This window comes from Mobilibacterium timonense (genome assembly GCF_900155555.1).
Classification (GTDB): Bacteria; Bacillota; Clostridia; order Peptostreptococcales; family Anaerovoracaceae; genus Allobaileyella; species Allobaileyella timonense.
On the sequence record NZ_FUHN01000005.1, the window covers coordinates 14,211 to 26,794 of the forward strand.

Here is a 12,584-nt window from a genome sequence, read left to right on the forward strand (position 1 = left end):
TTTTTTACCATGGCAAAACGAAGAAGGCCTAAAATAAGGCTCACGATCACAGACCGCCGCGGAAGGATGGGATGTCACCGAGGCCACCACGTTGGCGAGGTGTTCGACTACGACGAAGACCGTGGGAAAATATGCCCTATGGCCATGCACTGTGCCTTCCCTTACATAGATATTCTGAGATACGGAGGGACAATACCGGGACAGCCGGAGGGGACGGCTGAGTTCTGCTGTTCTGACGCGGACACCATAATGGTTTTCAAGGCCGAGATCGTGGATCCGGACGATCAATAGATCAAGCCCGACATCAATGTCTTTCAGTAAGGGCTTTCATATAGATTGTTAATGTGTTAACATAGCACCATGTTGTTTTCAATTCATTTGATGGCATCCATGAGATTTCCTTATGAGGAGGAGGAACTGACATGAGAGGCATTTTATGAAAGGTATGATTCGTTATGGAGAACAATGGTAAGACACGGAGTAAGCGTTCCGCTATTATCATCATGGGCCTCGCCCTATTTGCTACACAGTTTGGAGCCGGAAACCTGATCTTCCCTCCGTTCCTGGGAAGAGATACAGGCTCCCACTGGTTCATCGGATTTATTGGATTCTTCCTGATGGACGTAGGACTCGCAGTTGCCGCCATTATTTCTGTAGTGGCCAACAAAAAAGGCACGATGGACGGCGTCACCGACAGGATAGGAAAGATCCCAGGTAAGATAATGGTCAGTGCAATCATCATCTGCCTCGGACCGCTGATCGCCATCCCGCGTACAGCCGCCACGACCTACGAGATGGGTATAAAAGCACTTTTACCATCCATCCCGCTCTGGCTCTTCGGACTGATCTTCTACGGGATCACGCTCCTGCTGGTGATCAGGCCTACCAAAGTAGTCGACATCATCGGCAACTACCTCACACCTATTCTTCTCGCAGTTATGGTGCTGCTGATCGTTGCAGGCATCATTCACCCTATCGACACTGCCACTCTGGTACACGGCGCTAAGCCTCTGAATGCCGGTATCGTCAACGGATACCAGACACTGGACGGCATCGGCGGAGTTCCTCAGGCTCTGATGATGATCACCGCTGCCACCGCATACGGCTATACGAAGAAAGAGGACATCCGTGATACCGTCGCCGGTTCGGCTCTGATCTCTGGTACCCTCCTGGCGCTCGTATACGGCGGACTAACATATCTGGGCTCCACAGTTTCCGGCGTTGCCGCAGCACAGGGCCTGGATCAGGCACCTCTTCTCATGTTCATCACAGGAAAGCTCCTGGGCAACTTCGGTGCCATCGCCCTCACTATCATCGTACTGATGGCATGCCTGACGACATCCATCGGACTCTCATCAGTAGTGGGCGACTATTTCGAGACACTTTCCAACGGAAAGCTGCAGTATAAGAAGACAGTTGTCACTGTCATCATCATCAGCTACGCGCTTTCCAACTTCGGACTGACTAACATCATCAAGCTTGCAGGACCTATCCTGGGCATCCTGTACCCGCCGATGATCGTGCTGGTCATCTTCGCCCTCCTGGACGGAGTCGTAAAGAACGACCACATTGCAGGACTGGGAGCATATTTCGCCCTGGCGGCGAGCCTTATGGCCAACCTGCCTATGGGACCTCTTTCCGACTTTATCGCAAAGATGCCATTCGCATCTGACGGCCTGGGATGGATCGTTCCGGCCCTGATCGGATGCATCATCGGAGCGTTCATCAAGATGCCGGCAGACCATGAGAAGATCTCGGATAAGATCAGAAAGGACATGGAAGACGGTATGGATCTCGACCTGAACAACTGATCCGGAAAAAAATTGAATACTATCGTCAGGGTCACTGCGCTTCTCATTTTTCCGCAGTTTCCCTGAATGAAAAGGCTGCAGAGCAGGGCAATGCCGTTCCGCAGTCTTTTTTATTTACCAGATCCAATACAAGGTGATACTTACACAGATTTTTGTGCATGAGCTTCATATTCCCGCGATTGACGGCGGGAGAAACGGGTCCTAAAATGATACCCGAAAAAAGGACTGGAGGTATTTTGTATGTTTGGGCTTGGAAAAGCATATCCGTATATCGGCGGCGCGGAGACCGGCGACCCGCGGTCCGACCGGAAAAACGCCGTTAAGATCGGCGACTCGCAGTTTGGCGACGAGGCGTTCTATTTTTACAAGGACGGCACGCTCTTTTATATTCCATACTCTGCCGTCACATCAGTCGCCTCTCTTATGATGCCGGAACACCATTCCTGCTGCTCCGGCGGCAGCACCATCGACGTTCCAACAGTCATGGTCCACTGCGGCAGCGAGAGCGTTAAGCTCTCATATACCAGCACAGAATCAGGCGACAGAGCGGAAAAGATCATACAGGAAAAGATGTCCCGCTGAGCTCAGGTCCGTGCGTCAGATCAGTATGCCCTCCAGGTGGTCCATCTCGTGCTGGCAGATCTGGGCGGGCCACCCGCTGAGCTTCAGCTGCTGCTTCTTCCACTTCATGTCGTAGAATTCCACCCGGATGTTTTCATACCGGGTGGTTTTTCTGGTTCCAGCAAGCGACAGGCACCCCTCCTCTGCCTCATAAGGAGTGTCCTTGCTCACGATGACCGGATCGAACATCACCACGTCTGCCATCCCGATATTCACGATTATCACCCGCTTCTTTATCCCTATCATGTTCGCGGCCATGCCCACGCACCGGTCGCGGTTCGCCGCCAGGGTATCCCGCAGGTCGGTCCCGACCTGGAGATCCTCCCGCGTGGCCGGCTCCGACTTCTGGCTGAGGAACAGCACGTCTTTCATTATTGGTCTGATCACGTTCTTCTCCCTTCACGTTCGCATTTGGTGTATATTATTATCATCCATTTATATCTGTTGCGCAAACTCACAGTAAGATCCAGGAGGCATTTCTCATGATAAAGATATATGGCATGGAGACCTGTCCTGACTGCACTTTTGTCGAAGAGCAGATCGAGGGCAAATCTGAATTCCAGGTGATCGACATCGGCGAGCACGTTAAGAACATGAAGGAATTCATAAGTATCCGCGACGTGGATCCGGCATTCGACGAGATAAGGGGCACAGGATCGCTGGGGATCCCATGCTTCGTGCGGGAAGACGGAAGCGTGACTCTCGCGCCGGAGGACGTGGGTCTGAAGAGCAGAGAGAAGAGCGCGTGCCGCATAGACGGCAGGGGATGCTAAACTTTTTTCAGGAGGAACACACGGCAAAGATGAATATCGACGAATCAGCATACATCGCCCCGGGAGTGAAGCTCTCCGGGGATGACATAACCATCGGCAAAAACAGCAGCGTGTGGCACAACGCCGTGCTCCGCTGCAGCGGCGACAAACACATCCGCATCGGCGACGACACAAACATACAGGATCTGTCCATGGTGCACGTGTCCACGACCTGCTCCACGGATGTCGGCGACGGTGTGACCGTCGGGCACATGTGTATCATCCACGGCTGCACCATCGGCGACAACACCCTGATCGGCATGGGGTCCACCATAATGGACGGCGCGAAGATCGGCAGGAACTGCATCATCGGCGCCGGTTCTCTGGTGACTAAGGGAAAAGATATACCCGAGGGGTCCATGGCTTTCGGCCGTCCCGCGAAAGTGATCCGCCAGCTCACAGACGAGGAGATCCGGGGCATCAGGTCGTCTGCCGAGGAGTACATCGAGGAATCCAGGCTCCAGATGGAGCATCTTTAACAGCCATGACGAACACTGCATACGAAAAGATCGTGAATGAATGGCGAAGCAGGCCCCTGAACTCGCCTTCGGACGTGGATACCGTGCTGGACAATTTCAGGGTGCTTTTCGCGTACAATTCGAACAAGATCGAGAACCCGGATACCACCTGGCACGACACCCGTGAGATCTTCCTTAACGGGCGCGTCACCGGGTACACCGGAGAACTCCGGACGCTTTTTGAAATACAGAACCAGAAGAACTGCTACGGCTTCCTAAGGAACAAGATAGTCGGCCGCGGAGCCGTCACTCCGGATCTGATAAAGGAGACGCACCGGATCCTTATGGCAGGGTGCTATGATGAGGCGAGGTGGGATCAGGGTGAGCGGCCGGGAAAATACAAGATCCATGACTATGTGACCGGAGATGGTGTCGGTGCCGCTCCCGAGGATGTTCAAGTCGAGATCGAGAGTTTGTGTCATGAAATAGAAGTAGTTCCGAATGATAGGATACTCACCGCAGCAGCATACTTTCACCTGAGATTCGAGTCCATCCACCCCTTCGCTGATGGGAACGGCAGGACCGGAAGGACTCTGATGAACTATTACCTGATGACGCACGGATATCCTCCGACTATCATTTACGAAGAAGACAAAGTGACCTATTACATGGCTCTGGCTGTCTACGACAAGACTGAAGAGATCAGTGGATTCGAGGATCTTCTCCGGGAGCAGACTGTAAAAACATGGTCGCGGGCTCCAAGGCCGGGGAAAAAGCTTATGACTTTCCTGTAAAAATCTTAGTGATCACGCCAGATCGCGATATGGCGCACACTCAAAAAGAAGGCGAATCGCTCTCTTTTTTTCATGAAAAACATATCTTTCTAGTGATGGTTCCGCCTGTTTCTCGATAGCCTTGAAAGAGGCGGCCTGTGCCGTTATGCCTCTCTCCCGTGACATATGCCCCGATAATATTCCAGGAGTTCCTGCACTCGTGGGTCATCTTTTTTGTCCTCCGGACAGACTGCATAGACGGTCCACGGTATTGAGTCTTCTATTTCCACGCAGCGGAGGTCTTTTGACCAGGCCGTGGATCTGTGGAAATCCACATCCACTCCTGTGCCCTGCCTTTCTGCGGTGAACTTGTATATCAGCTCACCTTCCATCGTCTTGATGTGTATATCCGGGGTGAAGCCTACCTCGCTGCATCGTTTCAGGATAGCGTGATAGCTGTAGAACCTCTCGTTGAGGGTTATCAGCTTTTCGCCATCCAGGTCACGCATCTCAACGGAGCTCTTGTCATACATCGGGTGCCCGGGGTAGAACACTGCGCTGAAAGGGCGGCTGAATATCTTTTCCATGTGCAGCTTATCGCTGTCTATCTTTCCTATCACAAAAGCAACGTCCAGGTCCTTCCGCAGGATTCTTTCCCTGATCTCATCGTTGAGGTCCTCCGTCCACTGAGTGTAGTCCAGCAGGTGTTTTTCCTTGAACCTCTCCATCCTGTCAATATCGAAGATGTTGAGCACGCCGCAGGAATATCCTATGCGAAGCTTATTTTCTCCTCTGCTGATCCTCTGCATCTCCATCTTGATGTCCTGGAGCTCGTTGATCAGCCCTGAGCACCTGCTGTAGAAAAGCCGGCCGCTCTCTGTTGGCATCAGCCCCTGCTTCGTACGGTAAAACACCGGAGCACCGAGTTCCTCCTCCAGACGATCAAGAACTTTTCCAAGCCCCTGAGGGCTCATATACAGCGCTCCCGCCGCCTTGTTCAGGCTCCCCATCTCGTAGCAGGCAATAAAATATCCGATCGTCCTGGTGTCCATAAGCATCCTCCTTTCCGAAGATTATAATCTACGGACCGCTGCGCGGGTATAGTGTATAAACAAAAAGTTTATACGTTTCTACCGACTTCTGATAGTCTCCGGGGCGAGATATTGATAAATTATAGACGATCCGGATGAACGATTATTTCACAAGATCACCAGGCTTTCAACATCTCCAATGTTTTCAAGATCTGGGCCATGGTGACATTCGTGGTTCTGACCGTAAGCATCTTCGTTCCGTATGTTAAGTGGGGCAACGCATCAGCGGCGGCTCTCCACCTCAAGGAGGGCACCATCGGATTCAAGCTGGTAGCCGGGATCATCCCGTCCCTCATCCTCAACACATTTAACACTGTCATCGTATCCGGTGCCAGCATCATGTACAGCGAGACGATACCGGCCGCTGCACAGACCGGGATCTGGATAGAAGCGATCATCCACGACTGGCCGATATGCCTCGTCGTATCCTACATTGCAGCCTTCGCTGCAGAGGCCATCGGCAAAAAAGTAGCAGAGAGAAACATGCTCTCCGCCTGACGCATCCTATCGACCGGCGCCTCCAAAGCTTTTTACAGAAAGAAACATCACAGAAAGGAATCATCATGAACACTAAGTACCCTCACCTTCTCCAGCCTATCACCCTGGCCGGGACCACATTCAGGAACCGCATCTTCTCCGCACCGATGGGCGGCACGGACATCACCCCGGACTGCTCCATCGGGCCGAAGACCACGAAATTCTATGAGCTTCGGGCAAAAGGCGGTGCCGCTGCAGTGACAGTTTCCGAGTGCGTAGTTCACGAGACGGATGGAAGTCACATGTTCCGCCTGAGGCTCTCCGTTCCGGGCAGCCTGCCGAGTTTCACCTACACTGCCGACGCCATCAGAAGGCACGGAGCCATCCCTTCGGTGGAACTTTCCCACTCCGGCCAGTTCGGCGGCACGTATCTCGCGGACAAGAACAAGCAGCACTCCCTCGTGCAGTACGGACCTTCCGCCAGGATCAGGGAAGACGGAGTAGAGGTGAAGGAACTGACGAAGGAGCTGATTGACGAGATTGTTGCCGCATATGGCGAGACCGCCGCACTGGCAAAAAGAGCTGGGTTCGAGATGGTCATGATCCACGGCGGACACGGCTGGCTGATCAACCAGTTCCTCTCACCACTCTTCAACCACCGCACTGACGAGTACGGAGGGAGCTTCGAAAACAGGGTTCGTTTCGCCAGAGAAGTCGCTGCATCTGTGAGAGCGGCCGTGGGTCCTGCCTTCCCTATCGAGTTCCGCATGAGCGGGGATGAGTTCGTGGAAGGCGGCTACCACCTGGATGAGGGAGTCGGGATCGCCCAGGCCATAGAGGAATACGTGGACCTCATCCACGTCAGCGCAGGAACGTACCAGAAAACTTTTGGAATAACCCATCCTTCGTGGTTCGAGCCTCACGGCAGGAACGTGTATCTGGCTGCGGAGATAAAAAAGCACGTTTCCAAACCTGTTGCCACCATCGGCGGTCTTAACGATCCGGCCATGCTGGAGGAGATCATCGCATCCGGCAAGGCAGACGTCGTGGAGATGGCAAGGGCTCTCCTCGCCGATCCCGAGCTGCCTCACAAGGTCGCCGAAGGAAGAGAGGACGAGATCGTACGCTGCCTCCGCTGCTTCACATGCATGGCGGAACGCGCCAATACATTTACACGCCGCTGCACCGTTAATCCTTTGATTGGAAGAGAAGACGAGGGTCTCGGTGAGGTCCAGCCGGCCCCTGTAAAAAGAAAGGTCCTCGTGGTCGGCGGAGGTCCCGGCGGCCTCTACGCGGCATATACCGCTGCCCGCCGAGGCCATGAGGTCATACTCTGTGAGGCAGGTGACCAGTGTGGAGGACTGCTAATCGGTGAATCCGCCCTGCCGCCTAAATATGAGATGTACCAGCTGGGCGGCACGTATGAACTCCTGGCAAGAAGAGCCGGAGTTGAGATCCGCCTGAACACGAGAGTAGACGCCGATTACGTGAAGAATGAGTCCCCTGATGCGCTGATCGTTGCCGCCGGAAGCTCCCCTGCAGTACCTCCGATCCCTGGTCTCAGAGAGAGCAGCAAGATGGTGGTTGCCGAGGATTACCATCTCAAGCAAAATGAAATTGGCCAGAAGGTCATCATTCTGGGAGGCGGTCTGGTTGGCTGTGAGCTGGCCGCAGTTCTGGGAGACCTGGAAAAAGAGGTGCACGTGGTCGAGATGAGGGACACCCTCTGCCCTGATGCCAACGTGCGCTACAGACCTCTGCTCATGAAGAAGCTGGAAGAGACAGGTGTCCACATCCACACCTCTTCGCCATGCCAGTCAGTGAACGACGACGGAATCGTGTGCAAAGACGCAAACGGCGACGAGTTCCAGATAGATGGAGATTCCATCATCTGCGCACTGGGACTCAAGGCTAAGACAAACGCGGTGGAGGAGCTGCGCGGACTGACTCCGCAGTTCGCATCGATTGGCAACTGCGTAAAACCTAACACCATAACCTACGCCGTGTACCAGGGATATCACGCTGCCTTGGACATACACTAAAATACGAGTGGATTTTAAAAAGTGGACAGGTACGGCCTGCTCCGCTTTTTTGTTTTCGTCACCGGATACACGATTGCAGTCTTATTTTGCAGAAAAGATCTTCCTTATGAATGACGTCAGCTTCTTCGCTTCTTTCGACAGGTGGTGCGGGTCGTACACCAGCTTCAGCGCCGTCATAAACACCTCGTCCATCGGCACGATGTAAAACGTGGAATCCTCCGGGATCTCGAATCTCGGAACTATGGCGAAGCCCTTCGACAGATTCACCACCAGCTGCTGGTTGGCGATGGAGTCGATGGTCCTGATGTCCCCGATATCGACACCGAATCTGCTTTTCAGGCCCGCCTTCGCGTATCTGTGATATGCCGGATCGTCGGTCTTAGTGATCATCGGAAGGGACTTGATCACGCCCTCCACCGAACCGAACCGCATCATCGCCGTCTCCGAGCAGATGAGACACTCTTTTTCCCCGGGAAGATCGATGGTCCTGAATGGTTTCATCTGAGCGTCATCTCCCTCCGGCCTTATGTTCAGCAGCAGAAGAACGTCCAGCTTGCCATCGCCCAGGTCCTCCACAAGGGCGTCGCGCTCGCCGAATGAGATGTCGAATACGATCTCGGGGTTGTTTGCCTGGAAAAGCTGGAATTCCGGAATGGAATGATGCTCTCCCTCGATGCCCGTGCGAATGCGGGGGCCGCTGGTGACGCGAAGGTCGCTTTTCACGTCCTCGTACATCGCGGACAACGTCTGCATCTTGTCGTAGAAGGCCTTACCCTTTTCCGTGAGGGTGCACCCCTTGTTGTTGCGGTAGAAAAGCTTGCATTCCAGCTCTGTTTCCAGGGAATTGATATATTTGCTCATGGCCGCCTGTGTGATCTGGCACTTCTGTGCAGCCTTCGTAAAGTTGCATAGCTCGGCAGCCGTAAAAAAATAGTTGATTTTGTCGATATCCATATGAAGTCCCCCCTCTTTACTGGTCCTGAAAACATTTTAGTCACCTGTGGCGCGCAATTCAACCAGAAATAACTTTTGGTTGTCGCACGATTTCTATTATTCATTTTTCATAGGACGACAAGCATGATAATCTCTTGGAGTATGTGATAGAAATGTTTAGTCTTGGAGAAAAATAATGGAAAACAAAAAATCAGGTAATCGCCTCAGAGCCACTACCATATCCATGGGTCTGGCACTGTTCGCAGCTCAGTTCGGAGCAGGGAACCTCATCTTCCCTCCGTTCCTCGGAAGAAACACAGGATCAGGATGGCTCATCGGATTCCTCGGATTCTTCATCATGGACGTAGGACTTGCTGCTGCCGCGGTACTGTCAGTAGTTGCCAACCGCAAGGGATCCATCGACGGTGTTGTAGGAAAGATGGGGAACAAGGCCGGAAAGATCATGATGATCGTGATCATCCTCTGCCTGGGACCTGGCGTGTGCATCCCGAGGACGGCTGCGACCACCTATGAGATGGGTATCCACCTCCTGATGCCTTGGATGCCTCAGTGGGTATTCAGTGCCATCTTCTTCGGCGCTACGCTCGCACTGGTCATCCGCCCTACAAAGGTAGTTGACATCATCGGAAACGTCCTCACGCCTATACTGCTGGCCGTGATGGTATTCCTCATTATCCTGGGTATCGTTCATCCGATCAGCTCCCCTGTGGCGATCCCTGATTCCGTGCCGATCCACGACGGTATCCTGAACGGTTACCAGACTCTCGACGGACTGGGCGGCGTGCTCATGACGCTGATGCTCATCACAGCTGCCGCAGGTCACGGATTTACAGACAAGAAGGATGTCACAAAGCTCATCGCCGGTGCGGACACCATCTCCGCAGTTCTTCTGGCGCTGGTATACGGAGGCCTCACATATCTGGGAGCTACCGTTTCCGGCATCAAGGCGTTCGCAGGCCTCGAGCAGGCACCTCTTCTCATCGCCATCACGAACAAGCTCATGGGCGGATACGGAGTCATCGCTCTGACAGTGATCATCCTCATGGCATGTCTCACAACTGCTATCGGACTTTCCTCCGTAGCAGGAAACTACTTCGAGGAGGCATCCGAGGGCAAGCTGAAATATAAGCCTGTTGTCATCACGGTGATCGCAGTGAGCTTCGCCATGTCCAACTTCGGACTTTCCACCATCATCAGCGTGGCAGCGCCTATCCTGGGCATCCTGTATCCACCGCTGATCGTGCTGGTGGTCATGGCTTTCTTCGACAGGAAGATCACCAACGACCGCATCGCCGGATGTGCAGCGTACTTCGCTCTCTTTGCCAGCATCATCGAGACCGTTGGCCTTCCAGGGACTCTTGGCAGCATCGTGGCCGCAATGCCTCTCGCAGAGTACGGTCTCGGATGGATCCTCCCGGCAGTTGTCGGAGGAGTCGTGGGAGCGTTCATACCTGCAAAGAAGCCTGAGTTCAACGTCGCAGAAGGCGCCGTTTTCACAGAGGCTGAGGCTGAGTAACCTAACCCGCACGGGTCAACGCAGAAAACTGAATACCGAATAAAAAAAATGGGGTGTCGCACTAGAACGTGAGGCACCTCTTTTTCAGTTCTCACATTTCGGAAAGGACGTCAGATATGGGGCTTATAGGACAAAAACGTGTTTATTTATTCCTTTGGAGAGAGGGGCCTCCCTCTTTTTATGGAGATCACCTTGAATAGTCACATTAGACAGTGGCACCACCCCATGGTGGGACAGTTGATATCAGAAGCGTCGGATATTACCCCGGGATCCGTGATAACTAACATGGCTTACCACTAGATTTCAAATATCAAAAAATTCGTTGAGACGTACAGGATTTTTCCGCATGCTGTTACGGCGAAAAATGGGGTTTCCGAATTCCAGTGGTGATCATGGTACTGATGCTTGCAAAGCACATGAAACTGTCCACCATAAATGCAATAAAAATCATCAAAATGAGATGTACAGAAGCAGCAATCGTAAGAATCATGCTTGTGATCTACCACTGGATTTAATAAAAAACGTTATCCCGCCGTAAAAAGCTCATGTTTTTTTGATCGACTACGGCGGGATATCAATGTTTTCCGATCCCGGGGTAACCAAAAAAAGGAGGGGCAAATAACACTTTTCATTCGGTATCCTCCTGATAATTCATTCTCAGAAAGATATAACGCCCATTCATGTTGAAATTTCAACCGTTAACATACATTCTAAACACGTTTTTTGTCCATCCTCTATCTTCTCGAACGTCTCCTCTTCCGGCGCTTTCTCCGCGCCACGGTCCTGAAATAGTACCTGAGGACCAGGAAAAGCAGTATCAATATCACTATGATCGCGGCCACAGCGTTGGAGATGTACAGATTGGATGTGAACCAGCCCTTCTCCACTTTCTGTGTGGTTACCACCGGCGTGGACGTTGCCAGCTTGCCATCTGCGTACACCTTGAGGGTGCCCACCGTCTCGCCCTTTTTCAGCGGACTCGTCACACCCGCCTTCTTCACGTACTTCGTCTTTACGCTGGACTCTTTTCCATCAGACGGATAGCTGTAGACGCTCTTCGCCGCCTTGACTGGTACCCTGGTGATCTTTCCGCCCCTGATCCACTTCTTGCCGAGGCTGTCTCCCTTAGCCGCCACGCGGAATCCCTTCACGGTCTGCCGCCCGTACTTGCAGAGGATGGCCATGTCGTCCGGCCTGTCTTCCTCGGTGTCGCCAAGGAGGACCATTATCATCTCGAGGCCGTTCTTGTCGTAAAGAACGGAGACGGTAGCCTGTCCGGTCTCCCAGAAACCGGTCTTTCCGGCCACGACACCGGAGTTCTTCTCCGTGAGAAGAGGCAGGTGGGTCTTGAACAACTCACTCTCCCTCTTGTTCGTGGCGGGCATTTTGTATTTCTTCGCACCGGCGATCTTCCTCACCGTGGGATTCTTCATGCATTCCTCGGTGATCTTCACGAAATCATCAGCCGTCGTGTAATGCCTGGTTATGTCGTCGGTAAGTCCGTTCGGGTTGATGAAGTGAGTGTCTGTACACCCGATCTCCCGCGCCCTGTCGTTCATCATGGCGACGAACTTCTTCTCAATTCCGGCGCAGGTCTCCGCCAGAGCGTAAGCCGCATCGTTCCCCGAGAGCATGAGGGTACCGTACAGGAGTTCCTCAACAGTGACCACCTCTCCCTCCTGAAGGGACATGGTGGAGCCCTCCTGCTCCGCCGCCTCCCTCGATACCGTCACCTTCTGGTCCATCGGAAGGTTTTCCACGGCGATGAGGGCCGTAAGGAGCTTCGTGATGCTGAAAGGAAGGTAGCGGGTATTCGCATCCTTCGAGTAAATGGTCTCGTCCGTATTGACGCAGTAGAGCGCCGCGGCGCCGGCGGTTATGTCGGGCTTAGAGACCTTTTTTCCTCCCACCTGCACCGTATCTCCATACGCCTGTGCGGCAGAAACCGTAAAAACCAGGCAGCAGATCATGCCGCAGACGAGTATCGCTCTGAATTTCGAGATCGCGATTTTTATTCTGTCTGTCATCG

13 protein-coding genes are annotated in these 12,584 nt (G+C 53.1%); 9 read left to right on the forward strand and 4 right to left on the reverse strand.

The genetic code is table 11. The annotated features are described in order from the left end of the window. The first annotated feature begins 9 nt into the window (after positions 1–9). From BQ7382_RS00705 to BQ7382_RS00715, 3 genes are all read left to right on the forward strand, one after another. Positions 10–291, forward strand: a complete 282-nt coding sequence (locus BQ7382_RS00705; RefSeq protein WP_077389932.1) for a TIGR04076 family protein — start codon at positions 10–12, stop codon at positions 289–291. Between the two features lie 164 nt (positions 292–455). Next, the gene (gene brnQ, locus BQ7382_RS00710) at positions 456–1,811 is read left to right on the forward strand and encodes a branched-chain amino acid transport system II carrier protein (protein WP_077389935.1); all 1,356 of its coding nucleotides are present in this window, start codon (positions 456–458) and stop codon (positions 1,809–1,811) included. A 240-nt stretch (positions 1,812–2,051) separates the two neighbouring features. After that, entirely contained in the window at positions 2,052–2,393 is a 342-nt protein-coding gene (locus BQ7382_RS00715) for a hypothetical protein (RefSeq protein WP_077389938.1), read from the forward strand. Between the two features lie 15 nt (positions 2,394–2,408). Here the strand turns inward: BQ7382_RS00715 and BQ7382_RS00720 are convergent, their stop codons facing one another. Further along, on the reverse strand, positions 2,409–2,819 hold the full coding sequence (locus BQ7382_RS00720) for a peptide deformylase (RefSeq protein WP_077389941.1): 411 nt from the start codon (positions 2,817–2,819) through the stop codon (positions 2,409–2,411). 95 nt (positions 2,820–2,914) lie between these two features. Here BQ7382_RS00720 and BQ7382_RS00725 point away from each other — a divergent pair, with 95 nt between their 5' ends. The 3 genes from BQ7382_RS00725 to BQ7382_RS00735 are packed head-to-tail and all read left to right on the forward strand — an operon-like array spanning position 2,915 to position 4,496. After that, entirely contained in the window at positions 2,915–3,205 is a 291-nt protein-coding gene (locus BQ7382_RS00725; protein WP_077389944.1) for a hypothetical protein, read from the forward strand. Positions 3,206–3,234: 29 nt separating this feature from the next. Then, positions 3,235–3,723, forward strand: coding sequence for a gamma carbonic anhydrase family protein (locus BQ7382_RS00730; RefSeq protein ID WP_077390114.1), 489 nt, complete (start codon positions 3,235–3,237; stop codon positions 3,721–3,723). Between the two features lie 5 nt (positions 3,724–3,728). Further along, positions 3,729–4,496, forward strand: coding sequence for a Fic family protein (locus BQ7382_RS00735; protein ID WP_077389947.1), 768 nt, complete (start codon positions 3,729–3,731; stop codon positions 4,494–4,496). Positions 4,497–4,639: 143 nt separating this feature from the next. On the opposite strand, the gene BQ7382_RS00740 is transcribed toward BQ7382_RS00735, so the two are convergent. Continuing rightward, entirely contained in the window at positions 4,640–5,527 is an 888-nt protein-coding gene (locus BQ7382_RS00740; protein ID WP_159437176.1) for a LysR family transcriptional regulator, read from the reverse strand. Positions 5,528–5,725: 198 nt separating this feature from the next. Between BQ7382_RS00740 and BQ7382_RS00745 the strand changes: the two genes are divergently transcribed. Further along, positions 5,726–6,064, forward strand: coding sequence for an ATPase (locus tag BQ7382_RS00745; protein ID WP_144082048.1), 339 nt, complete (start codon positions 5,726–5,728; stop codon positions 6,062–6,064). Between the two features lie 65 nt (positions 6,065–6,129). Next, positions 6,130–8,085: an oxidoreductase gene (locus tag BQ7382_RS00750; RefSeq protein WP_077389953.1), complete on the forward strand. Its 1,956-nt coding sequence runs from the start codon at positions 6,130–6,132 to the stop codon at positions 8,083–8,085. An 81-nt stretch (positions 8,086–8,166) separates the two neighbouring features. Here BQ7382_RS00750 and BQ7382_RS00755 read toward each other — a convergent pair whose 3' ends face one another. After that, complete coding sequence (locus tag BQ7382_RS00755) at positions 8,167–9,039, reverse strand: LysR family transcriptional regulator (protein ID WP_077389956.1); 873 nt, start codon at positions 9,037–9,039, stop codon at positions 8,167–8,169. 175 nt (positions 9,040–9,214) lie between these two features. Here BQ7382_RS00755 and brnQ (BQ7382_RS00760) point away from each other — a divergent pair, with 175 nt between their 5' ends. Beyond that, complete coding sequence (gene brnQ / locus BQ7382_RS00760) at positions 9,215–10,555, forward strand: branched-chain amino acid transport system II carrier protein (RefSeq protein ID WP_077389959.1); 1,341 nt, start codon at positions 9,215–9,217, stop codon at positions 10,553–10,555. Between the two features lie 734 nt (positions 10,556–11,289). Here brnQ (BQ7382_RS00760) and BQ7382_RS00765 read toward each other — a convergent pair. Next, positions 11,290–12,582 (reverse strand): D-alanyl-D-alanine carboxypeptidase family protein, encoded by a 1,293-nt coding sequence (locus BQ7382_RS00765; protein ID WP_077389962.1) that lies wholly within the window; start codon positions 12,580–12,582, stop codon positions 11,290–11,292. Between the last annotated feature and the right edge of the window lie 2 nt (positions 12,583–12,584).

What these genes read in the sequence shown, in the direction of transcription:
- BQ7382_RS00735 (WP_077389947.1), top strand. Translation starts at nt 3,729, where the DNA reads ATGACGAACACTGCATACGAAAAGATCGTGAATGAATGGCGAAGCAGG.
- BQ7382_RS00755 (WP_077389956.1), bottom strand. Translation starts at nt 9,039, where the DNA reads ATGGATATCGACAAAATCAACTATTTTTTTACGGCTGCCGAGCTATGC.
- BQ7382_RS00730 (WP_077390114.1), top strand. Translation starts at nt 3,235, where the DNA reads ATGAATATCGACGAATCAGCATACATCGCCCCGGGAGTGAAGCTCTCC.
- brnQ (WP_077389959.1), top strand. Translation starts at nt 9,215, where the DNA reads ATGGAAAACAAAAAATCAGGTAATCGCCTCAGAGCCACTACCATATCC.
- BQ7382_RS00705 (WP_077389932.1), top strand. Translation starts at nt 10, where the DNA reads ATGGCAAAACGAAGAAGGCCTAAAATAAGGCTCACGATCACAGACCGC.
- BQ7382_RS00765 (WP_077389962.1), bottom strand. Translation starts at nt 12,582, where the DNA reads ATGACAGACAGAATAAAAATCGCGATCTCGAAATTCAGAGCGATACTC.
- BQ7382_RS00725 (WP_077389944.1), top strand. Translation starts at nt 2,915, where the DNA reads ATGATAAAGATATATGGCATGGAGACCTGTCCTGACTGCACTTTTGTC.
- brnQ (WP_077389935.1), top strand. Translation starts at nt 456, where the DNA reads ATGGAGAACAATGGTAAGACACGGAGTAAGCGTTCCGCTATTATCATC.
- BQ7382_RS00745 (WP_144082048.1), top strand. Translation starts at nt 5,726, where the DNA reads ATGGTGACATTCGTGGTTCTGACCGTAAGCATCTTCGTTCCGTATGTT.
- BQ7382_RS00715 (WP_077389938.1), top strand. Translation starts at nt 2,052, where the DNA reads ATGTTTGGGCTTGGAAAAGCATATCCGTATATCGGCGGCGCGGAGACC.
- BQ7382_RS00740 (WP_159437176.1), bottom strand. Translation starts at nt 5,527, where the DNA reads ATGGACACCAGGACGATCGGATATTTTATTGCCTGCTACGAGATGGGG.
- BQ7382_RS00750 (WP_077389953.1), top strand. Translation starts at nt 6,130, where the DNA reads ATGAACACTAAGTACCCTCACCTTCTCCAGCCTATCACCCTGGCCGGG.